Consider the following 21,289-nt stretch of genomic DNA (forward strand, 5'->3'; position numbering starts at 1 on the left):
AATCTGATCGAAGTCGGAACACCTGTATAATCCAGCTCGACAGATTCCAGTTTTTCTCTTTAACGAGTGGCTTAAATGCAGTAAATGCAGGAATGTTAATGTGCGTTGCTTGTAGCAACGGCTCTTTTGAATATAGAATTGAGCCATCAAAAACAAGGAGGCACAGATTATGCTGAATGAAAACATTAAAAGACTACGAAAATCAAAAGGTCTCTCACAGGAAGAACTTGCAATCAAGTTAAATGTGGTAAGACAGACTGTATCAAAATGGGAAAATGGGTTGTCGGTTCCAGATTCAAGTATGCTTATTTCGTTAGCAGATGAATTGGATACATCTGTAAGCACATTACTTGGAGAAACTGTATCGGAATCAACTTCAGATGATTTAAAAATAATCTCTGAAAAGCTGGAGGTGATTAATCTTCAACTGGCTAAGAAAAGTATGGTAAAAGTTAAAACTGTTCGTGGGGTACTCATCGCACTGTGTACACTAATAGTAATGATATTCATTGCTTTGGTAGTTATGCAAAGTTCTTATCTTGGTTGGAATTACAATGATCCAGAACTCGCAGTTGCAGGAACAATTTTGCATGGCTTTGAATTTGTATTTGTAAGACTTGCACCGATTATGTTTTTGGTTTCTGTGGTGGGTATTATATTCACGTATAAGAAGAGATAAATTGATATTTTTATCTATGCAAAGACCCCGACAACTTCCAGTTTGTCGATTCAGTAAAACTCAATTTATCAGGCAGTTCTGGTTTAGGGCCGCCTTTGTTGCACAGGCAGGAGTTGTGCAATCAGGCAAACGAATTTGGCGAATACGCAATATCCCAAAGGGAAAAGGGAATGATTTTGCCGCCTATTGCAAAAAGGACGCTTTTTTGGTAAACTAAATAAATATGATAAAAAAATAAGTATTTTTCAGATTTGGAGAGTGATGACCGTGGACGGCAGTCCAGTGTTGATTGGTTTATTGTTATTTTTAGTATGTTGTTCTGCGTTCTTTTCCGCATCGGAAACGGCGCTGACTTCCCTGAGCAAAATTCGCCTGCGGAATATGGTGGATGAGCATGTAAAAAATGCGGACTTGATTATGAAGCTGTTGGAAGACCCTAATCGCTTGCTCAGCTCTATTCTGGTGGGCAACAATCTGGTGAATAATGGCGCTTCCGCCCTGACTACAGCCCTTGCCATCCAGATGTTCCATGGCAATACAGGAAACGGTGCCGGGATTGCGACTATCATCATTACGATTATCATTTTGATTTTTGGGGAGATCACTCCCAAGACCATTGCGGCCCAGAAAGCGGAAAAAGTGGCTCTGTTGGTGGTAAAGATCATTGCGGTCTGCGTATTTGTTTTCCGCCCTGTGGTGGCGGTGCTGAATGTGGTGACAGGCGGGCTGATCCGCTTGTTTGGCTGCGATCCCAATGAAAGATCTCCTCTGATCACGGAAGCAGAACTGAAAACCATTGTCAATGTGAGCCATGAAGAAGGCGTACTGGAACTGGATGAGAGAACGATGATCAATAACGTATTCGATTTTGGCGATTCCAAGGCGAAGGACGTTATGACCCCCAGAACAGATATCGTTGCGGTGCCTTTGGATGTGACCTATGCAGAATATGTCCGCCTGGTGCAGGAGGAAGGGTTTTCCCGTATGCCTGTTTATAGGGAAGATTTGGATGATATCGTTGGTATTCTCTATGTAAAGGATGTATTTTTCCTGAATGAAACGGATTTCTCCGCGGAAAAATTTATGCGGGAACCTTTCTTTACTTACGAAAGCAAGCCGCTGGATGAACTGTTGGCAGAACTGAAAAATAGCCGTTTGGCTGTGGCTGTGGTTCTGGATGAATATGGCGGTACCTCCGGCATGATCACCACAGAGGATATTGTGGAAGAGATCGTCGGTGAAATTGAAGACGAATATGATGACGAAGAAGAAGAGATCGAAGTCATTAAGGACAATGAATTTGTGGTAGACGGCAGCACCCGTTTGGAGGATTTCAATGAAATGGTAGGCACAGAGCTGGAAAGCGAAGAAGTGGATACCATTGCAGGGTATATCCTGATGCTGTTGGGCAATTTCCCTGAAAGCGGGCAGGAGATCGAAACCGATGGCCTGCGGATCGTTGTGGAGGAAATGGATAAAAATCGAATCGAAAAAGTACGTGTTTATAAATAAGTAATCAAAAAGAAGCTGCAAACCTGTTTTGGTCTGCGGCTTCTTTTTTTCAGATCATTCGGTTTTTCCTACAGTCTGCAGCATGGTTTCCGTGGTTTCCATATAATAGGAGGCATCCTGTATCCCTTCAATTTTCAGATCGCCAGGTTTCCCCTGTTTGTCTACAAAAATCGTTGTAGGCAGACCATTCAGGTTATTCATGATCCAGCTTGCCAGATTCTGGTCGGGCATGATGCCTGTGAAAGTAACACCGGCTTCTTCATAAGCATCTGCAACGATTTTCTCTGCCTTTTCGTTGGGCGTATCGATGACTACCTGAATAAAGTTTACATTGGGATGTTTTTTCTGCAGATCCTTGTAAAATGTTTGCAGAGTATCCAGTTCGTTGATGCCTTCTTCTTCGCAGTAGCTTGCCCAGAAGTTGACAACGGTCATATCGTAATCATAGAAAACAGCTGTTGTGATGGAGTCACCTTCCAGGGTATTTGTGATGAAGTTCAGATATTTTCCGTTTTCTTCTGCTGCATCGATCACAGCCTGTTCATCAGGCATGGAAATTTCGATGCTGTCTCTCAGCTCAGGCAGATATTTTTCCAGTTCGCGGAAGGTTTTCTGGGCATCTGATGAGAAATGGTCGATGCCGGAAGCATAGTCTGTCATGAAGTAGAAATGAAAATCACCCTCCACGCCGAGTTCTTCTACATTGTTGAACAAGGCCAGTTCTGTTTTTGCAGTTTCCGATTCCAGATGTTCTGTTTTTACTACCAAAAATTCTGCGATGGGGGTCATCAATTTTTCAATCGGAACGGAAGAATCTGTATTGTTCAGATCTTCCATGTTTTCATCGGGCGCATAATTATACTGTATTTTAGCATAGATTTCACCGCTGGCATTCACAAAGGAAACGGGGATCAGGTTTGTATTTTCTGTTTCTACCCAGGCATCGGGGATAGTATAGGAAAGGCCGCATTCCGCCAATGCAAATTCTGTCTGAATTTCGTGCTGGTTTTCTTCTGCGGGTTCCTCCTTTCCGCAGCCGGCCGCGCTGAAAAGCAGCAGCGTTGTCAAAAGCAGGGCAAGTTTCTTTTTCATTTCTTCAACCTCCTGTGTTTTGTTGTTTTGTCCGGATAACATTATAACGAAAAATTTTTTTATCCGCAACCGAAAGAGAGCAAGTATGGCGGAAATCTGTGGGAAAATTCGTTTTTAATCTCTTTTTAATCTGTTTCGAAGGGATCTTTAAGGAGAAAAAATCATACTGAAAGCAGACAAAATGGTGTAGAATTGGTATACTATAAGTAAAAATTTGCAGGAAGTGAGTATATGGAACGAAAAAAAATCCTTCTGGTGGAAGACGAGGTCAAATTGGCTCGTTTTGTGGAACTGGAATTGAAATATGAAGGCTATGATGTTACGGTTTGCCATGACGGCAGAGAGGGTATGAATCAAATCACCAATGGGGAATTTGATATGATTTTGCTGGATCTGATGCTGCCGGGGTTGACGGGGATTGAAATCTGCCGCCGTGTGCGGAAATTTTCTCAGGTCCCCATCATCATGCTGACAGCAAAGGATGAAGTGATGGATAAGGTGGCAGGGTTGGACAGCGGCGCCGATGATTACCTGACAAAACCCTTTGCCATCGAAGAACTGCTGGCCCGCATGCGGGTGGCTTTCAAGCATTGCGAAGGGGCAACGGCGAAAAAGACTATCTTGCAGGTGCAGGATCTGGTGATCGATACGGAAAAGCGTATGGTGACTGTTGGCGGCAAAGTTGTGGATTTGACTAAAAAAGAATATGAATTGCTGACTTATCTGGTGCAGAATAAGAATATTGCCCTGACCAGAGAACAGATATTGAATGAAGTATGGGGCTACAGTTATATCGGGGAGACCAACGTGGTGGATGTTTATATTCGCTATCTGCGCTCCAAGATTGACGAAGCCTTTGGCAAAAAGTATATCCTGACAATCCGAGGGGTAGGTTATTATGTCAAAGAAGAGTAAAGGGAGACTGTTTGGCAGTATAAAGCATATGGCCATTGCCAAGCGGATCACTTTGTTATACAGCGGTATCTTTTCCTTTTCCCTGCTGTTTATCAGTGTGTTTATGGCCCTGAATATTTCCAGCCTGCAGCAGGCAGAAATGCGCAGGCAACTGCAGAATACCGTTTCTGATATCCAGACTTACCTGGAAGCGGGAGAAGAACTGAGCGATGAAGCACTGACAGAATTTTTGAGTGATAAATATGTAGAAGTCAGCATTTTCAGCTATACTGAAAATAAAACCTATAATAACTATGCGGGGGAAACGCCGCCCTTTATCCTGCGGCCAGAGGGGGGAACCCCCCGCGGGCCGAAAACGAGCAGCGAGGAGTTTGCTGCGGAGCCCCCTTCTTTGCAGGAGAAAGAATTGTATCAGGAAGGATATCAGATCAATGTGAGCCGGGAAAACAAAAGCGGCAACATGGAATATATCCTGGAAAATGATATAGATCAGCAGTTTATGCTGATTACGAATCATTTTCATACCGAGCAGGGGTTTTATCGCATTCAGGTCTTCAAGATGATTGGGGATGGCGGCTATATGGTACGGGATTTCCTTGCAAAAATGCTGGCAGTAGATATTTTTGGTATTTTTTGCGCCTTTTTGATCGGCAGATATATCAGCCGCAGGATGCTGAAGCCGGTAGAAGCCATTCGCACGGCGGCAGAGCGGATTTCTATTGAAGATTTGAGCCAGCGGATTTCCACAGAAGGCCCCGATGATGAAATGAAAGAACTGACCATTACCTTTAATTCCATGATCGACCGGCTGGATACGGCATTCCAGCGGCAGAATCAGTTCATTTCCGATGCTTCCCATGAATTGCGCACCCCTATTGCAGTCATCCAGGGCTATGCGAATCTTATCAACCGTTGGGGAAAGAGCGACCCTGAGGTGCTGCAGGAATCCATCGATTCTATTTTGACAGAGACAGACCATATGAGTGCCCTCATCCGGCAGCTGCTGTTTCTGGCAAAGAGCGACCAGAGCAGGCTGCACGTACAGAAGGACAGGGTATCTTTGAATGAGATTGCCGGGGAACTGGTGCGGGAAATGACGTTGCTGCGGGAAGACAGAAAGATTACATTTACAGAAGAGGCACAGGTGGAACTTTTCGCGGATTATGACCTGATCAAACAGCTTTTGTGGATACACGGGGAAAATGCCCTGAAATATTCCGGCGGAGAAAAAGCGATCGAAGTGAAGGTCTGGAAAGATCAGGAATACGGATATGTTTCTGTGAGAGATTATGGCGTGGGAATCGCCCAGGAAGATTTACCCAAGATTTTCGACCGGTTCTATCGGGTGGATAAATCCAGAAACAAGGAAATTTCCGGCACAGGGCTGGGGCTGGCCATTGCCCGCTGGATTATAGATTGCCACGATGGAGAGATTCAGGTGGAAAGCAAAGTGGGGGAAGGAACGGTATTTATTGATAAATTCCCGTTGTTTCTGCCCGAAGGGAGACCGGAATCCAAATTGGCACAGAAAAAAGAAGAATAGATATATTTGGCTTGGATATATTTGGCTTGCGGCGCTGTTTCCGCAGGCCTTTTTTATGAAGGAATATTGGAAACAGGATTTTGTATGTCCTGTCTGCTATTTCTTACGAATTTCTTTATTTTTGGGGGGCGTATTGCGGGGATAAGGAGAATCTTGTATAATGAAAATATCTCTGTGAGATGGAGGATTGTCCTTCCTGATAGGAAAGATTCTCGGAACCTTTAAAAATTTAGATTGTAAAAGGGGGAATTTGTATGAAGAAGAAACTGGCGGCATTGCTTTGCGGCGTGATGTGTACAGGGGCATTTACCGGCTGTTCCAGCACAGAACTGGCTTATCTGAAGATGAGCAGGGATTTGCTGGATACCATGGAAAGCTGCAAAGTAGAAGGGACGATACGGGCAGATGTGGACTTTGATGCCATGCAGGGCTTCGTGAAAGATGTTGCCAAAGCAACGAAGGGTGAATTGGATGGGGCGAGCCTGTACACAGAAGGGATGCCTACAGGCAAAAAAGCCGTAACTGTTTCATATGATATGAATATGAATATCAGTACGCTGGAATATGATATGGCCTTTGATGTATCCTATGAAGGCAAGAAATATGATCTGGGCACGCTGTATTATAGTCTGAACGATGGTGTATATGTGACTTCTGATACGATTTGGGGCGTGTATCAGATGGCAGGGGATATGATGGAAGCAGAACCCAACGGCTATATGTTCAGCGATGCCTTTGCGAAGGATTTGAAGGCGGTGCTGGCGGAAGATCCGTATATCGAACTGGTTTCCATGGAGGATATGACCGGTGTGGATATGGAAGGTGCGATGCCCCAGAATAACATGGGCGATCTCTATGATGCTGTGATGACATTCTATGAGGATGTGCTGGATGGCTTTGAGACAGGCATGGTGAAGGAAATTCCCGGCGGCTATGCAATTCAGGCTAATGGACAGGAAGTGGCACAGCTTCTGGTAGATTTGCTGGATTTCGTGGCGAAAAACCCGGATCAGGTCATTGATGCAACAGAGGCTTACATGAATGCAGTGATGGAACAGGTTCAGGCAGGCACACCGGAAGAAACGGCTGCAGCAAAACAGGAAATGGCAGAGTTCTTTGCGGAAGCCAGAGCTTCTCAGGATGATTTTGTGGAAGCGGCAGCAGATATGAGCACTTTCCTGAAGGAAACCATGCAGGATAAGAGCGTAGCTGCAGTTTTGAACAGCTTTACATATAAAGCAGAAGTGAAGAAAACAGATAATGGATTCAATTCTACAGCATCCTATGATATGACAAATAAAGGCAAAAAGGTGCTGAGCGTGACAACAGATTCTGTCATGAAAAAATCTGCTGTGAAAGTTACCATGCCGAAAAAGGCAGTATCTATGGATGATCTGAATGGAAAGCTGGCGGCATTGGAAAATAAATATAACCCCGTAAACGGTGTTACGATGAGCTGGGGCTGGGATGGCACAAATTCCGAAGCGGATCTGTATAAGATGAGAGAGGAAGCTGTTTATTTTGGCAACGATTATGAATGGACAGACCTGATCGTGAAAGACGGCCGTGCGTATCTGCCTCTGCGGGTGATCTGCGATGCTTTGGGTGAAAATGTTGGTTGGGAAAATGCCACAAAGACCCCTTATGTGCTGCAGGATGGCCAGCGGATCGATATGAAAGGCCTGCTGCAGGATGGCAGAGCTTTCGTTGGCGTAAGAGATTTTGAAAAACTGGGCTATACTGTTTCTTACACATCGGAAGATGGCTATAAAGAAGCAGTGATCGCAAGATAAGGAAGAGAACAAAAAGGGAGACTCTATAGAGTCTCCTTCTTTTTTATGTTGTTCGTTTTTTCAATTCTTCCCAAAATCCATAGGGAATGGCAAGATTACTTTTGCCGCTGCCCAAGTGAATATTGGGTTTATTTTTACCGTGGAAATCGCTGCCGCCGGAGGGAAGCAGACCCATGTGTTCCGCCAGAGCGGTGATGGCTTTTGTTTCTGCCGGGGAATAGGTGGAATACTGACATTCGATGCCGTCTAGCCCATAGGGAATCAATTCCCGGCAAAGCTCCGCAAGCTGTTCCAGATCCAGCCCATAAAGGGTTGGGTGAGCCAAAACAGCAGCACCGCCGGCTTCCTTGATGGTGCGGATACAAAGAGCCGGGGAGAGAAATTCCCGTTCTACATAGCCGGGCATCCCCGGAGAGATATAACGGGCAAAGGCATCCTCCTTCTTTTTGATATAGCCCTTCTGCAAAAGCACATTGGCAAAATGGGCGCGGGTGATGATTTCCCCGCCGGCGTTTGCCGACACTTCTTCTAATGTAATGGGCAGGCCGATAGAGGAAAGCTTTTCACACATTTTTTTATTGCGGATATCCCGGCTTTGGCGGATATCCTTCATCCGTTCCCATAAAACAGGATGGCTGGGGCAGAGGCCCAGGCCGACAATATGGATTTCCGGGCGGTGGTGATGCTCCCAAAGGGCGGCAAATTCGATGCCGGGAATCGTTTCCATGCCGAGGGCTTTTCCGGCAGCCTGAAATTCTTCCAGCCCGTCTATGGTGTCATGGTCTGTCAGCGCAAGGGCGGAAAGACCGATTTTTTTTGCCAGTTCCACCAGTTTTGCCGGGGTATATGTGCCGTCAGAATAGGTGCTGTGGGTGTGCAGATCGATGATCGGCGGATACTGCATGGGCGTCACTCCTTTCTTCTATGTGTAGCATAGCATATTTTAGGCAAAAAGCCCATAAGATAAAACCAAAACGGATATGTCTGGATGTGATCCTTTGAGAAAAGAGAAAAAAGAAAAAGTAAAAAAGAAAAGGGAAAAAATACATAGCCGCGGAAAAGCGGAGAAAATGCCTGCAGCCAATGGCGTGGGAGTTTGTTTTCTGCGGGGCATGGGCATTGCCTATGCCATCACCTGCATTATCTTTATCGGCTTTGGCATCCTGCTGACATATACTTCTCTTTCGGAAGAAAGCCTGCCGATGGTCTCTCTCATCTGCACTGCCCTTTCGGCAGCAGCGGCAGGGTATGATTGGGCCGCATGCAAAAAGAAAAAAGGGCTTATCTGGGGGGCTTTGGCAGGGGTGGTCTATGCGGTGCTCCTATACCTGATCACCAGCTTGGCGGCAGATAGCTTTGCCCTTGCATTATCAGGCGTGATGACCCTCGCCGTTGCTGCGGCGGCCGGAGCTATTGGCGGTATTCTGGGAGTGAATCGAAAATAAACTTGCAAATCTTGGTTTTTGTGTTACAATAATTTTCATAATGAATGGAATAAAGGGGTATGGATTCTTCCGGGTTTTTGGGAGGATTCGCCCCTTTTTTGTGCGAAAAAGCATTCAGGTATCAAGGTGTAAAAGGAGGAGAAGGAATGAAGGTAAAAGGCAGAATGATGCTTTTGGCTACGCTGATTGCAGCAGTGGCGCTGAGCGTGCTTTCCTATAAAGGCATCGGAGCGGAAAAAGCATTAAGCGTCAATCGGATCGAACAGGGGCTTGACTTGAGCGGCGGCGTAGATATTGTTTATGAAGCGGATCAGGAAAGTGTAACGGATGCAGAAATGAAAGCGGCCATTTCTCTGCTGCAGGGCAGACTGGACTGGAACGGCTGGACAGAGGCGGAGGTTGCCCGTGAAGGGGACAAGCGTATCCGTGTGCAGATTCCCGGGGTGGAAAACGCAGAGGAAGCGATTCAGCAGATTGGCCAGACAGCACAGCTTTTCTTTGTGGATGAAGAAGGAAATGTCCTGCTGACAGGGGATATGGTGGAGGATGCCTATAAACAGGTAGGGGCAACAGATGCAAACGGCCCTTCCCAGCCCTATGTGGCATTGGAATTCAATGAAGAAGGAAAACAGCTTTTTGCCGAAGCAACACAGAATAATATCGGCAAGGCGATCTATATTGTAATGGATGATGAAGTCATCAGCGCGCCGGTGGTGCAGACGGCTATCACCGATGGACATGCCATGATCACAGGGCAGTTTGGCGGGGAAGAAGCAGAACAGCTGGCTTCCCTGATTCGTGCAGGTTCCCTGCCCTTCAATCTGAATGTCATCCAGATGAAAAATGTCGGTGCCAGATTGGGGGCGGATGCCCTTTCCACCGGTATCAAAGCAGGTATCATCGGGATCACCCTGGTGCTGATCTATATGCTGTTCAGCTATAAGATTCTGGGTTTTGCCGCCGACTGGGCCCTTATCATCTACATAGGCCTGGAACTGGTTGCATTGAGCCTTTTCCACGTGACGCTGACGTTGCCTGGTATTGCAGGTATCGTTCTTTCCGTCGGGATGGCGGTAGATGCCAATATCGTTATTTTTGAGCGTATCAAGGAAGAATTGGTCATGGGCAAGTCGCTTCGGGCTGCTGTTAAAAATGGTTTCCAGAGAGCAACCTCTGCCATCGTGGATGGCAACGTAACAACGTTGATCGCAGCAGCAGTGCTGTTCTTCCTGGGCAGCGGCACGGTCAAGGGCTTTGCCACCACATTGATGATCGGTATTATCATTTCCATGTTTACCGCATTGGTGGTTACCCGTGTGATTGTAAAAGGAATGATGTATGCCGGTGTAAATAATCCCAAGTATTATGGTCTGAGATTGAAATAAGGGGGTGGGGAAATGAAGATTATTGAAAACAGAAAGAAATTTTTTATCTTTTCTTTGATTGTCATCTGTATTGGCCTTGCTGCCATGGCTTTCAATGCCAGAGCGGGCAAAGGGGCACTCAACTGGGATGTTGAGTTTACAGGCGGTACTTCCATGGAAATGGATATGGGCGGTGCATATGATGAAGCAGAGTTGGAAACGATCATCTGCGATGTAACAGGGCAGTCCAGCCCCCAGATTCAGCAGATCACTGGCACCAATGAAGTATCGGTCAAGCTGCAGTCGATTGACAGCCCTACCCGTGTGGAACTGATAACGGCGGTACAAAAGGTATATCCGGATGCGGAACTGAAAGAAGCCAACGATATCAGCGGCACAGTCAGCGGGGAAATGCAGCAGGCTGCCATTAAGGCAACGCTGATCGCAGCTGTGGCAATGCTGATCTATATTTCCATCCGCTTCAGAGATTTCCGGGCAGGCGGCAGTGCGATTCTTGCACTGATTCACGATGTTCTGGTGGTTTTGGCGGCTTATGCGGTATTCCGTATCCCCGTCAATAATGCCTTTATCGCGGTATTGCTGACGATTTTGGGGTACTCTGTCAACTCTACTATTGTCATTTTTGACCGTATCCGTGAAAATAAAGACAATTTTAGAGCAAACCAGATGGCGGAGCGCATTGATAAGAGCGTCAGCCAGACATTGGCGCGTTCCATCAATACTTCCCTGACTACATTGTTTACCATTGGTGCCATTTACGTATTGGGTGTGCCTTCCATTAAGGAATTTGCACTGCCCATGATCGTAGGCATTATCGCCGGGGCGTATTCTTCCATTTGTATTTCCGGTTCTATTTGGTATACATTTTTGCCAAAGTCCGGGAAATGATTCCATAAAAACATAAAAATCAAGAGCATCGAAATATCATTGGCAATGGGGCTGAAAACGCTGGATTCCAAGGAAATGTTTTCAACCCAAGCCTTTGGTTTCGATGCTTTTTTCTTTCAGAAAACAGAAAAGTATGATATACTATTGCAATCGTATGAAAAAAGGAGGAAGCCCATGAAACGCTGGCTTTTGAAACGGACAAAAGTAAATACAGCAGAAATGGCCAGGGAGCTTGGCATTCGCCAGGCGACGGCGGCCGTCCTGGCCAACAGGAAATTATATTCCCGTCAGGAGGCATGGGAATTCCTTCATGGCGGGGAGGGGGCTTTTGGCGACCCTGCTGGTATGAAAGATTTGCAGCGAGGGGTTTCTCTCCTTGCCGATGCCATTCGCCGGGGAAAGAAGATCGTCGTTTATGGAGATTATGATGTGGATGGGGTCATGAGCACTACGATCCTTTTTCTGACCATCGTCCGCTGCGGCGGCAAAGCGATGTTTTACCTGCCCCATCGCCAGAAGGAAGGCTATGGCCTGAATCTGAAAGCGGTGGAAAGCCTTTCCGCAGAAGGGGCAGAGGTGCTGTTTCCCTGTGATAACGGCATTGCGGCAATTCAGGAGATTGCCCTTGCCAAGGAAAAGGGCATGACTGTCGTCGTCCTCGACCACCATGAACCGGGTTTTACGGGAACGGGGGAGAAGCGCAAGGACCTTCTGCCGAAAGCCGATGCCATCATCGACCCGAAGCAGAGAGACTGCGGCTATCCCTTCAAGCAGATGTGCGCCGGGGGGCTTTCCTATAAATTTGCCCGCTTACTGCTGCAGGAATTTCATATTCAGGATGAAAAACTGGAAAAACAGCTGGTTTCCTTTGCAGCCATTGCCACTGTATGCGATATTGTGGATTTGCTGGGGGAAAACCGTGCCATTGTCAGAAAAGGATTGCCGGAGATACAAAAAACCGAAAATATAGGCTTACGTGTCCTCATAGAAGAAGCGGGGCTTTCCGATAAAGTCATTTCCGATTATCATATCGGGTTTATCTTAGGCCCCTGCATCAATGCCACGGGACGCTTGGAAAGCGGCAGGCAGGCGGTGGAACTGTTTTGCACAGAGGAGGAACAGGAAGCCAGAAAATTGGCGAAGAAGCTGGTGCAGCTGAATGAAGAACGGAAACAGCTGACGGAGGAAGCGGCAGAACGGGCAGACATTGCCCTGCAGGAAAGCGGCGCCCTGCGGGATCAGGTTTTCGTATTGTATGACCCGGAAATACATGAAAGCATTGCGGGCATCGTGGCAGGCCGCATCAAGGATAAATATTACCACCCGACCATCCTCATCACAGGTAGTGAGGAGGGGGCAAAGGGCTCCGGCAGAAGTATCGAAGGCTATCACCTCTTTGAGGCGCTTTTTGCCAACAGAGATCTTTTCACCCGTTTTGGCGGTCATGCCATGGCGGCAGGGCTGTCTCTGCCTGTGGAAAATATCGATATATTGCGGCAGCGGCTGAATGAGAATTGCCCCCTGACAGAAGAACAGATGATTCCCGCCCTGCGGATTGAAAAACCCCTTTCCTTCGGGGAGATCGACTTGGGACTGGCAAAGGAATTGCAGGCACTGGCACCCTTTGGCAAGGGGAATCCTTCTCCTTTATTTGGTTCCAAGGGCATCCATGTGGATAGGCTGGATCTGATTGGGAAAAACAAGGATATCCTGCGGCTGACGCTTTCGGAACCGAAGAGCGGTATCCGACATTCTGCCATTTCCTTTGATGGCTATGGACAGCTGAGAGAACTGCTGAAAGAATTGTATCCTGTTGAGGATTGTGATAAAATAATAAGAAGTGGGCAGCTGCCCAAGCTGCTGGATATTGTTTATAGCGTGGAGATCAATACCTATAACGGCAGAAGCAGCGTGCAGCTGATGCTCAAAGATTTCCGGTTTGCAAATTAAGGAGGATACATAATGGACTTGAAGGATAAAATCAGATCAATCGAAAACTACCCCCAGGAAGGCGTGATCTTCCGCGATATCACCACATTGCTGAAGGATGCGGAAGGCATGAAAGCAGCCATCGATGAAATGACGGCAAAGCTGGAGGGTGTGGAATTCGATATGGTTCTTGGCCCCGAATCCAGAGGCTTCATCTTTGGTATGCCTGTGGCCTATAATTTGGGCAAGGGGTTTGTGCCTGTGCGGAAAAAAGGCAAGCTGCCTGCGGCAGTCATCAGCAAGGAATATGCCCTGGAATATGGCACAGCCACCATCGAAATGCATAAGGATGCCCTTCAGCCTGGGCAGAAGGTAGTCATCGTGGACGACCTGATGGCAACAGGCGGCACAGCAAAGGCCATCATCGAAATGGTAGAAGAAATGGGCGCAGAAGTGGCAGCTTTGGTATTTCTGATCGAGCTGGATTTCCTGGAAGGCAGAGAGATTCTGCCCGGCTATCGGATTGAATCTGTGATCCATTACTAAAAAACAGAAACGGGAACGTTTGCTCCCGATATCTTTTTGGAAAAAGGAGTCTCACATATGTACGGACAATTTTTTATGCTCTTCGGGCTCATCCTTGTGGGGTATTATTGCAATAAGAAAGGCTATCTGACTTCGCAGACCAATAAAAATATGGGCAGCATGGTTATGCATGTGACGATACCGGCCATGCTGGTGACGACCATATCCGGCATTGAGATTACCGACCAGATTTTGAAGGGATTTTTTCTTTCCGCAGCAGGGCAGGCGGCCATGATGATCGTCTTTGGTTTTCTGATGCGATTCTATGGCAGGGGACGGAAGATGGACAGCCGGCTGCTCCCCATGCTGGATTTAACGACAGGCTCCCTGAATACAGGCTTCATTGGCCTGCCTGTTACGATGATCTTTTTCGGAGAGGCAGGCATTGTATATATGTCTGCGGGGGTTTTGGCGCTGAATTTGTATCTTTGGAGTTATGGCGTGTATATCATTTCCGGCAAAAAAGAGACAAACCCGGCGGTCATGGGAAAAACCTTCCTGAAAGGGGCCATCAACCCCAACTGCATGGGGATTCTTCTTGGCCTGGCACTGACCATGACCCGCGCCATCGAATATGTACCCGAAATGGTGGTGGGATTTTTGACAAAGGTAGGGGAGCTGTCTACGCCGCTGTCCCTGATCTATATTGGTGCATTGGCGGGCAGCAGCGGCATTGGGCAGCTCTTTCAAGAAAAACTGGCATTGGAGATCAGCCTGGTGAAGATGATTTTGATGCCTGCTCTGGCTATCCTGATTATGTATTTTGTGCCGGCAGGCAGCCTGGCAAAGTCGGTTTTCCTGCTTTCCATGTGCATGCCTTCGGCAGTGGTGGTTCCCATGATGGTGGGGCAATATGGCTATGGGGAAAAATTATCTTCCAATATCGTCCTCTGGACCACATTCATTTCCATGCTGACCATTCCTCTGAGCGTCTGGCTGGCAAATCTGCTTTATTAAAGGCTGAAAAACCTTGAAAATCCAGAAAAAAGTGCTTGCAATACACCCGGATCGGTGGTATAATCTTTCATGTTGATTACGGACGGTCCAATACCCCATCAAAGGGATGAGGCAAGAACGTCTAAGGTGTATAAGGAGGAAATACAATGGATATCATCAGAGAACTGGAAAAAGAACAGCTGAAAAGCGAAGTAACTCCTTTTAACGTTGGCGACACAGTACGTGTATATGCTAAAGTAGTAGAAGGTACAAGAGAAAGACTGCAGATGTTCGAAGGCGTTGTAATCAAAAGACAGGGCGGCGGCATCAGAGAAACTTTCACAGTAAGACGTATCGCTTCCGGCGTTGGCGTGGAAAGAACATGGCCTGTGCACTCTCCCAGAATCGACCGTATCGAAGTTGTAAGACGCGGTGTTGTAAGACGTGCAAAACTGTTCTACCTGAGAGACAAAGTTGGTAAAGCAGCTAAGGTTAAAGAAGTATTGAGATAAGAAAAAGCGGTCTCGGTGAATCAGTTTCATCGAGACTTTTTTCGTGAGGGGCAAAAAATTTTGCAGTTGACGAAAGAAGTTGCTTGTGAAAAGGAGGGGCTTTCCATGGAAAATGAAAAAATGAAACAGGAAGAACTGCTGGAAACGACGGAAAAAAGAAACAGAAGAAAAAAAGAAAAAAGGGGCATTCCTATTTTTCTGCAGCTGGTATTGCTGGTGGTGTTGATCTTTATCCTGCGGAATGTAATGGGGACGATTTATGTCAAAGGCTCTTCTATGGAACCGAATTTTTACCATGGCGATCTGCTTTTCATCAATAAGCTGAGCACATCCATTGGCTCTCCCGATTATGGGGATGTTGTCATCTGCAATATGGAGGATGATTTTGCCTATGAAAACATCATCAAGCGCGTGATCGGCCTGCCCGGGGATGAAATCGAAATTGTGGAAAACGAAGATGATGATGAGATTTATGATTTGTATGTCAATGGGGAATTGGTGGAGGAACCCTTTTTGGGCGAGCCTATGATGACAAAGGGCGATATCGAATATCCCTTTGAGGTGCCTGAAAATAGTTATTTCGTTATGGGGGATAATAGAAATGCCAGCACTGACAGCCGCAAAGAAGCTGTTGGCGCCATTGCAAAGGAAAACCTGGAGGGAAAGGTGATTTTCCGTCTGTTCCCCTTTAGTTCCTTTGGGTTGATTAAATGAGCATAGAAAGAGGTCAATATGAATAACATACAGTGGTATCCCGGGCATATGACAAAGACCCGGAGAATGATGGAGGAAAATATTTCCCTGGTGGATATCGTCATCGAGCTGGTCGATGCCCGTATCCCTTACAGCAGCAAAAACCCCGATCTGGATACGATTGCGAAAAATAAGCATCGCATCCTGCTTTTGAATAAATGCGACCTTGCCGATGAGAAAGCAACAGATATCTGGCAGGAATATTTTGAAAAACAGGGCTTCCGTGTCATCCGCATCAATGCCCTGAAGGGCAGCGGCTTTGGAGAGGTGACAGAAACTGCCCGGGCGCTGATGAAGGAAAAAATTGAAAAGCTGAAGGCTCGCGGGCGCATCAATGTACCCATCCGCAGCATGATCGTAGGGATTCCCAATGTGGGGAAATCCACGTTTATCAACAAATATGTGGGGAAAACCACGGCGAAAACCGGGGACAAACCCGGCGTGACCCGGGGCAAACAGTGGATTAAGCTGAAAAAAGACTTTGAACTGCTGGATACACCTGGTATCCTGTGGCCCAAATTTGAAGATCAGCAGGTGGGGCTGAAGCTGGCTTTTACCGGTGCCATCAACGATGACATTCTGGATGCGGAAAACCTGGGGATTGCTTTCATCAATCATATGGTGGCAAGGGACCCCGATTGCTTCCGCAAGCGGTATCAGATTGAATTTGACAGCATAGAAGAACCCCATGTGATTTTGGAAAAGATCGCCATTGCCCGGGGCTTCAAGAAAAAAGGCGATGAGCCGGACCTGGAACGTACGGCGAAGATCATGATCGACGAATTCCGCGGCGGCAAGCTGGGCAGGCTGACCTTGGAGCTGCCCGAGGATATCGATACAATGCTGGAAGAAAAGGCTGCAAGAGATGCGGAAAAGGCTCTGCTGGATAAGGAAAGAAAAAGAGCATATAACCATAAAAAGAAAAAATAAGCTGGGTTTTTCCCTGCTGTTCCTGCTCCGCAGGTTTTCTCTGTTTTGGAACAAAAGAAGAATTTTTTTCGTCCAATCAGAAAAACTATGCCTGAGAGGAGAGAACTGCATGAAAAAGAAACTGTTGTTTTGTATGCTGCTATGCCTGCTTTGCCTTGCGGGCTGTGGAAAAAAGGAACTGCTGAAAGAAAAGCTGGACGCCAATGCCATAGACAAGGTGGTCGTAACGCTGGCCATGGGGAATCCTGCCTATGGTGCGGATTGCAAAATCATCACCGATAAAGGAGAAATCGAAAAGCTCGTTGCGGTATTCAACGGTGCTGTTGTAGAAGAGAAGCTCGACCCCGGTGAGGAATGGGTGGCAAGTTCCGGTTCCTATACCTTTTTCAGCGGCGGTGAACAGATATTGAAACTGAATACCAATGGCAATGACCCGGAGCATATTTGGATCAACGATGGTTTTTATGAGATCGACTATCCCGATCGGATGTATGACCCCTATCAGCAGTATTGCTTTTCCTCTGCACAGACGATTGTGGTGGATGAGGATGGAAAAGAAATGGCAAGACCAGAAGCATAAGAAAAACAGCGATGAAACCGAGATGGTTTTACCGCTGTTTTTTTATATTTGTGTTGTTTTTAAAATTTCGATGATATTCCGAATGACCTGGGCTGTGAAGCCCCAAATGGTATGTCCCTTGTATTCATAGAAAAGCTGCGTGGTTTTTCCCTTGCTGAAGGGGTAGTTTTTGCCGCCTTCGATCTTATCGTAGGGAAAGTCCTCGGATTCTATGACCTTCCAGACAGTATCATGCTTTTCCGGTTCGGTTTCCATGAAAAATTGCAGGGGAACGGTGAAGATTTCGTCTACTTCCATGGGGTTGGGGCGGGCCTTTTGATAGACTTCATAGGGGACATAACCAATGAAGGGCTGTATCATGCCTCGGTAAATGGTCAGCATGAAATCGCTTTTGCCTAAAATCCGGATATCCTCTCTCTGGATGCCCATTTCTTCTTCCGTTTCCCGCAGGGCAGTTTCCCGCAGGGATTCCCCCTTTTCCTGATGGCCACCGGGAAAGCAGACATCGCCGGGCTGATTGACACCGGAGGCACGTTTATTCAGAATAAAATGCAGTTCCCCATCGATTTCCGTCAGCAGAGCAAGAATGGCAAAATAGCGCAGCCGCCAGATGGGCTCCGCCTGATGTTCGGAAAAGATGGATTCGACTTTTTTCAAGCATCTTTTCGGTTCCATAAGATTCAGTCCTTTCTCAATTTGATCCGAGTGGCAGCCATACGGCGGCGGCTGTCTTCGATATCGGCATAGTGCTTGCGGGTGGTGTTGACATCGGCATGGCCCAAAACATCCGCTACCAAATAAATATCTCCCGTTTCCTGATAAAGATTCGTGCCAAAGGTACTCCGCAGTTTATGAGGAGTGATTTTTTTGATTGTGACACCATTGGCATATTTTTTCACCATATTTTGCACCGTTCGCACACCGATGCGCTTACCCTGACCGGAAAGGAAAAGGGCAGGTTCATTCTCCTCTTTTGTGACAGCATTTTGCCGTTCTTCCAGATAATCCTCCAGGGTTTCCCGCACCTCTTCGCCGAAATACAGAAATACTTCGTTGCCGCCCTTTCGGGTGACCTTTACTGCATTATTTTTAAAATCCAGATCTTTGATATTGATGCCTACACATTCGGAAACACGCATTCCCGTGCCCAAAAGCAGGGTCATCATGGCCAAATCCCGTTTTTTTGTCCGTTCGTGGAAGGCCTTCTGGCGGTCGGTCAGTTTTTCCCCTGTTTCCACCGCATCCAGGAGGTTTGCCACTTCGTTCACATCCAGACGGACAATGGCTTTTTCGTGAACCTTCGGGGTATCCACCAAGGCCGCAGGGTCAGCTTTGATGACTTTCTTCTTATAAAAATATTTGAACAGCATCCGCACTGCTGCCAATTTGCGGGATTTGCCCTTTTCCTCATTATGCATTTCTTTCCCATAGGCAGGATTTTCATGGTCGGGGCGAATATAATAGGAAAGATATTCCAGAAAACAGTCGATATCCTCGGAAGTGACTTCATTCAGGTGTTCCGCCGTAAAATCCTTTGCTTCGATGCCCCCCAGGGTACGATGTTCTTCATACAGATAGCGGAAGAAGATACGCAGGTCGTAGGCATAGGCCAGGCGGGTCTTTGTGGAAGTGGTCTGGGCGATGCCCCGGAAAAAGGATTGGGTAAAGGGCGGCAGTTCCTTCTGAATTTCCCGCAGGCGCAAAGTTTCTTTATTTTTCAGTTCTTCATGGTAAGTGGACATATTATTCCTCCTTGCTCCAGCCTTTCAGAGAGGAACGCTTGATGGCACCGAATACCTTCTCCTGCAGATTATCATATCTCTGGGAAAGCTCTGCCAGCAGTTCTTTGGTTTCCTGCCGCTTGGTATTGCCATCGGCCAGGCAGGGGTTTTTTACGATGCTGATGCCGCTTTTGTTGACAAAACTGCGGCATTCCCATTCGGGTACATACATCAGCGGACGGATGGACCAGAGCTTCTTTCTGTCCAGATAGCTGACAGGGGCAAAGCAGTTCATACGCCCTTCATAAAACAGGGACATGAAGAAGGTTTCCACCACATCATCTTTATTATGCCCCAAAGCGACTTTGTTGCAGCCCAGCTTTTCCGCCATATCGTTCAGCGCGCCCTTCCGCATTTTGGCGCAAAGGGAGCAGGGGTTCTTCTCTTTTCTTTCTTCAAAAATGATTTGACCGATATCTGTATTGACAACGGTATAATGCACACCCAGTTCATCGCACAGAGCCTGAATATCATCATATTTGGCGCCGGGCAGCCCCAGGGAGACGGTAATGGCTTCGATTTCGAACTGTTTGGGATAAAACCGCTGCAGATGCTTCAAAGCCACAAGCAGGCAGATGCTGTCTTTCCCGCCGGAAATGCCAATGGCGATTTTATCGCCTTCTTCTATCATATGATAATCATCTACGGCACGACGCACATAGCTGAGCAATTTTTGTAATTTCATAGAGGTTCTCCTTTTTAACATTGTTGTATCTGCTTTTAAGTATACCGAAAAAATAGGAAAAAGAAAAGACAAGGGGGATTTTTTTTAGAGATATCTGTTCATTTTGTGGGAAAACGGCTATACTTAAGGGAATGAAGGAAGAAGAACAATTCGATAAGGGGAGAATCCTATGAAAAAATTATTGGCATTGTTTTTGGCTGGCTGCCTTGCCTTTGGGGCGGGAGCCTGCGGGAAGCAGACAGAAGCGGAGGAAACACCGCCAAAAACAGAAACAGAGAGGATAGCAGAAATCATCGAAAATATGACCCCTGCGGAAAAAGCGGGACAGCTTCTGATGGCAGATTTTCGCCAAAATGCAGACGGAACAGGTATGACGACCCTTTCGGCGGAAGCAAGGGAAGCCATTTCCACATATCATATTGGTGGAGTCATCCTGTTTGCGGAAAATCTGGATACGGCGGAGCAGACAAAACAGCTGACGGCGGATTTGCAGGCGGCGGCAGAGCTGCCCTTGTTCCTGGGGATTGATGAAGAGGGGGGACTGGTTTCCCGGCTGGATAAGAGCAATATTCCCCATGAGCCCATTCCTGCGGCGGCGGAAATTGAAGACGCGGCGGCGGCAGGGCGGATCATTGGAGAAGAATTGAAAGAGCTGGGCATCAACGTGGATTTTGCTCCTGTTGCCGATGTGAATACGAATCCCGATAATCCTGTCATCGGCAGCAGATCCTTTTCTTCCGACCCTCAGACGGCAGCGGAAAAGGTCGGCGGATTTATCAGAGCTATGGAGGCAACCGGCATCAGTGCCTGCGCCAAACATTTCCCGGGACATGGGGATACATCTATGGACAGCCATAAAGGTGAAACCTATGCGGAACATGATCTGGAACGACTGAGGACGGTGGAATTTGTACCTTTCCGGGAAGCTATTGCTGCCGGGGTGGATTTCATCATGGCGGGGCATATCCAGACGCCGAATGCCACAACCGATGGCCTGCCTGCTTCCCTTTCCTCTGAAATGTTGGGGATTTTGCGGCAGGAATTGGGCTTTGACGGCATTATCATCACCGATGCTATGAATATGGGAGCCATTGTGGAGCCTTATGGAGCTGGGGAAAGCGCAGTATTGGCGGTGCAGGCAGGGGTGGATATCGTGCTGATGCCGGCGGATTTGGCGGAGGCCGCAGAAGCCTTGACCCTGGCCATCGAAACAGGTCAGATTACAGAGGAAAGGGTGGAGGAAAGCCTGACACGGATTCTCTCTCTGAAATATGATAAAGGCTTGCTGGGATAAAAGCCGATTGCTCCGTGCTTTGCACTCTCGCAATCGCTGCCTGCATTCGCAA

21 protein-coding genes are annotated in these 21,289 nt (G+C 47.2%); 16 read left to right on the forward strand and 5 right to left on the reverse strand.

Annotated elements, in window-relative coordinates:
• Positions 1–169: 169 nt before the first annotated feature.
• The gene (locus ACI39P_RS00005) at positions 170–679 is read left to right on the forward strand and encodes a helix-turn-helix domain-containing protein (protein WP_439718664.1); all 510 of its coding nucleotides are present in this window, start codon (positions 170–172) and stop codon (positions 677–679) included.
• A 267-nt stretch (positions 680–946) separates the two neighbouring features.
• Complete coding sequence (locus ACI39P_RS00010; protein WP_439718665.1) at positions 947–2,191, forward strand: CNNM domain-containing protein; 1,245 nt, start codon at positions 947–949, stop codon at positions 2,189–2,191.
• 54 nt (positions 2,192–2,245) lie between these two features.
• On the opposite strand, the gene ACI39P_RS00015 is transcribed toward ACI39P_RS00010, so the two are convergent.
• Positions 2,246–3,283 (reverse strand): thioredoxin-like domain-containing protein, encoded by a 1,038-nt coding sequence (locus ACI39P_RS00015; RefSeq protein ID WP_439718666.1) that lies wholly within the window; start codon positions 3,281–3,283, stop codon positions 2,246–2,248.
• A 231-nt stretch (positions 3,284–3,514) separates the two neighbouring features.
• Between ACI39P_RS00015 and ACI39P_RS00020 the strand changes: the two genes are divergently transcribed.
• From ACI39P_RS00020 to ACI39P_RS00030, 3 genes are all read left to right on the forward strand, one after another.
• A complete protein-coding gene (locus ACI39P_RS00020; RefSeq protein ID WP_439718667.1) occupies positions 3,515–4,198 on the forward strand; it encodes a response regulator in 684 nt (227 codons plus the stop codon).
• Positions 4,182–5,741 (forward strand): ATP-binding protein, encoded by a 1,560-nt coding sequence (locus ACI39P_RS00025; protein WP_439718668.1) that lies wholly within the window; start codon positions 4,182–4,184, stop codon positions 5,739–5,741. Before ACI39P_RS00020 ends, ACI39P_RS00025 begins: the two co-directional genes overlap by 17 nt.
• Before the next feature lie 254 nt (positions 5,742–5,995).
• Complete coding sequence (locus tag ACI39P_RS00030) at positions 5,996–7,534, forward strand: stalk domain-containing protein (RefSeq protein ID WP_439718669.1); 1,539 nt, start codon at positions 5,996–5,998, stop codon at positions 7,532–7,534.
• A 43-nt stretch (positions 7,535–7,577) separates the two neighbouring features.
• Here the strand turns inward: ACI39P_RS00030 and ACI39P_RS00035 are convergent, their stop codons facing one another.
• Positions 7,578–8,438: a PHP domain-containing protein gene (locus ACI39P_RS00035; RefSeq protein ID WP_439718670.1), complete on the reverse strand. Its 861-nt coding sequence runs from the start codon at positions 8,436–8,438 to the stop codon at positions 7,578–7,580.
• A gap of 94 nt (positions 8,439–8,532) precedes the next feature.
• On the opposite strand from ACI39P_RS00035, the gene ACI39P_RS00040 reads away from it, so the two are divergent.
• From ACI39P_RS00040 to ACI39P_RS00085, 10 genes are all read left to right on the forward strand, one after another.
• Entirely contained in the window at positions 8,533–8,979 is a 447-nt protein-coding gene (locus ACI39P_RS00040; protein ID WP_439718671.1) for a TIGR04086 family membrane protein, read from the forward strand.
• Between the two features lie 146 nt (positions 8,980–9,125).
• Positions 9,126–10,364 (forward strand): protein translocase subunit SecD, encoded by a 1,239-nt coding sequence (gene secD / locus ACI39P_RS00045; protein ID WP_439718672.1) that lies wholly within the window; start codon positions 9,126–9,128, stop codon positions 10,362–10,364.
• Between the two features lie 12 nt (positions 10,365–10,376).
• Positions 10,377–11,252 carry a protein translocase subunit SecF gene (gene secF / locus ACI39P_RS00050; RefSeq protein ID WP_439718673.1) on the forward strand — a complete coding sequence of 292 codons (876 nt, stop codon included), beginning with the start codon at positions 10,377–10,379 and terminating at the stop codon, positions 11,250–11,252.
• 174 nt (positions 11,253–11,426) lie between these two features.
• Positions 11,427–13,202 (forward strand): single-stranded-DNA-specific exonuclease RecJ, encoded by a 1,776-nt coding sequence (gene recJ / locus ACI39P_RS00055; protein WP_439718674.1) that lies wholly within the window; start codon positions 11,427–11,429, stop codon positions 13,200–13,202.
• A 9-nt stretch (positions 13,203–13,211) separates the two neighbouring features.
• Positions 13,212–13,727, forward strand: a complete 516-nt coding sequence (locus ACI39P_RS00060) for an adenine phosphoribosyltransferase (RefSeq protein WP_439718690.1) — start codon at positions 13,212–13,214, stop codon at positions 13,725–13,727.
• 57 nt (positions 13,728–13,784) lie between these two features.
• The gene (locus ACI39P_RS00065; protein ID WP_439718675.1) at positions 13,785–14,723 is read left to right on the forward strand and encodes an AEC family transporter; all 939 of its coding nucleotides are present in this window, start codon (positions 13,785–13,787) and stop codon (positions 14,721–14,723) included.
• Positions 14,724–14,869: 146 nt separating this feature from the next.
• On the forward strand, positions 14,870–15,214 hold the full coding sequence (gene rplS, locus ACI39P_RS00070; protein ID WP_439718676.1) for a 50S ribosomal protein L19: 345 nt from the start codon (positions 14,870–14,872) through the stop codon (positions 15,212–15,214).
• 105 nt (positions 15,215–15,319) lie between these two features.
• A complete protein-coding gene (gene lepB, locus ACI39P_RS00075; protein ID WP_439718677.1) occupies positions 15,320–15,928 on the forward strand; it encodes a signal peptidase I in 609 nt (202 codons plus the stop codon).
• An 18-nt stretch (positions 15,929–15,946) separates the two neighbouring features.
• Positions 15,947–16,897 carry a ribosome biogenesis GTPase YlqF gene (gene ylqF, locus ACI39P_RS00080; protein WP_439718678.1) on the forward strand — a complete coding sequence of 317 codons (951 nt, stop codon included), beginning with the start codon at positions 15,947–15,949 and terminating at the stop codon, positions 16,895–16,897.
• Positions 16,898–17,006: 109 nt separating this feature from the next.
• A complete protein-coding gene (locus ACI39P_RS00085) occupies positions 17,007–17,477 on the forward strand; it encodes a hypothetical protein (protein WP_439718679.1) in 471 nt (156 codons plus the stop codon).
• Positions 17,478–17,519: 42 nt separating this feature from the next.
• Here ACI39P_RS00085 and ACI39P_RS00090 read toward each other — a convergent pair whose 3' ends face one another.
• Genes ACI39P_RS00090 through ACI39P_RS00100 form a run of 3 tightly spaced genes read right to left on the reverse strand, consistent with a single transcriptional unit; the run spans position 17,520 to position 19,943 of the window.
• Positions 17,520–18,152, reverse strand: coding sequence for an NUDIX domain-containing protein (locus ACI39P_RS00090; protein WP_439718680.1), 633 nt, complete (start codon positions 18,150–18,152; stop codon positions 17,520–17,522).
• 5 nt (positions 18,153–18,157) lie between these two features.
• Positions 18,158–19,219 (reverse strand): tyrosine-type recombinase/integrase, encoded by a 1,062-nt coding sequence (locus ACI39P_RS00095; RefSeq protein ID WP_439718681.1) that lies wholly within the window; start codon positions 19,217–19,219, stop codon positions 18,158–18,160.
• 1 nt (position 19,220) lies between these two features.
• On the reverse strand, positions 19,221–19,943 hold the full coding sequence (locus ACI39P_RS00100) for an ATP-binding protein (RefSeq protein ID WP_439718682.1): 723 nt from the start codon (positions 19,941–19,943) through the stop codon (positions 19,221–19,223).
• A 169-nt stretch (positions 19,944–20,112) separates the two neighbouring features.
• On the opposite strand from ACI39P_RS00100, the gene ACI39P_RS00105 reads away from it, so the two are divergent.
• On the forward strand, positions 20,113–21,237 hold the full coding sequence (locus ACI39P_RS00105) for a glycoside hydrolase family 3 N-terminal domain-containing protein (RefSeq protein WP_439718683.1): 1,125 nt from the start codon (positions 20,113–20,115) through the stop codon (positions 21,235–21,237).
• Positions 21,238–21,289 lie beyond the last annotated feature (52 nt).

Origin of the sequence: Anaerotignum sp. (assembly GCF_051877975.1) — a bacterium.
Taxonomy (GTDB): Bacteria; Bacillota; Clostridia; order Lachnospirales; family Anaerotignaceae; genus Anaerotignum_A.

Bases quoted from the DNA above. Each gene is read 5' to 3' on its own strand.
- ACI39P_RS00095 (WP_439718681.1), bottom strand. From the start codon at position 19,219: ATGTCCACTTACCATGAAGAACTGAAAAATAAAGAAACTTTGCGCCTG.
- ACI39P_RS00105 (WP_439718683.1), top strand. From the start codon at position 20,113: ATGAAAAAATTATTGGCATTGTTTTTGGCTGGCTGCCTTGCCTTTGGG.
- ACI39P_RS00090 (WP_439718680.1), bottom strand. From the start codon at position 18,152: ATGGAACCGAAAAGATGCTTGAAAAAAGTCGAATCCATCTTTTCCGAA.
- recJ (WP_439718674.1), top strand. From the start codon at position 11,427: ATGAAACGCTGGCTTTTGAAACGGACAAAAGTAAATACAGCAGAAATG.
- ACI39P_RS00005 (WP_439718664.1), top strand. From the start codon at position 170: ATGCTGAATGAAAACATTAAAAGACTACGAAAATCAAAAGGTCTCTCA.
- rplS (WP_439718676.1), top strand. From the start codon at position 14,870: ATGGATATCATCAGAGAACTGGAAAAAGAACAGCTGAAAAGCGAAGTA.
- ACI39P_RS00015 (WP_439718666.1), bottom strand. From the start codon at position 3,283: ATGAAAAAGAAACTTGCCCTGCTTTTGACAACGCTGCTGCTTTTCAGC.
- secD (WP_439718672.1), top strand. From the start codon at position 9,126: ATGAAGGTAAAAGGCAGAATGATGCTTTTGGCTACGCTGATTGCAGCA.
- ylqF (WP_439718678.1), top strand. From the start codon at position 15,947: ATGAATAACATACAGTGGTATCCCGGGCATATGACAAAGACCCGGAGA.
- secF (WP_439718673.1), top strand. From the start codon at position 10,377: ATGAAGATTATTGAAAACAGAAAGAAATTTTTTATCTTTTCTTTGATT.
- ACI39P_RS00025 (WP_439718668.1), top strand. From the start codon at position 4,182: ATGTCAAAGAAGAGTAAAGGGAGACTGTTTGGCAGTATAAAGCATATG.
- ACI39P_RS00065 (WP_439718675.1), top strand. From the start codon at position 13,785: ATGTACGGACAATTTTTTATGCTCTTCGGGCTCATCCTTGTGGGGTAT.
- ACI39P_RS00100 (WP_439718682.1), bottom strand. From the start codon at position 19,943: ATGAAATTACAAAAATTGCTCAGCTATGTGCGTCGTGCCGTAGATGAT.
- ACI39P_RS00020 (WP_439718667.1), top strand. From the start codon at position 3,515: ATGGAACGAAAAAAAATCCTTCTGGTGGAAGACGAGGTCAAATTGGCT.
- lepB (WP_439718677.1), top strand. From the start codon at position 15,320: ATGGAAAATGAAAAAATGAAACAGGAAGAACTGCTGGAAACGACGGAA.
- ACI39P_RS00085 (WP_439718679.1), top strand. From the start codon at position 17,007: ATGAAAAAGAAACTGTTGTTTTGTATGCTGCTATGCCTGCTTTGCCTT.
- ACI39P_RS00030 (WP_439718669.1), top strand. From the start codon at position 5,996: ATGAAGAAGAAACTGGCGGCATTGCTTTGCGGCGTGATGTGTACAGGG.
- ACI39P_RS00035 (WP_439718670.1), bottom strand. From the start codon at position 8,438: ATGCAGTATCCGCCGATCATCGATCTGCACACCCACAGCACCTATTCT.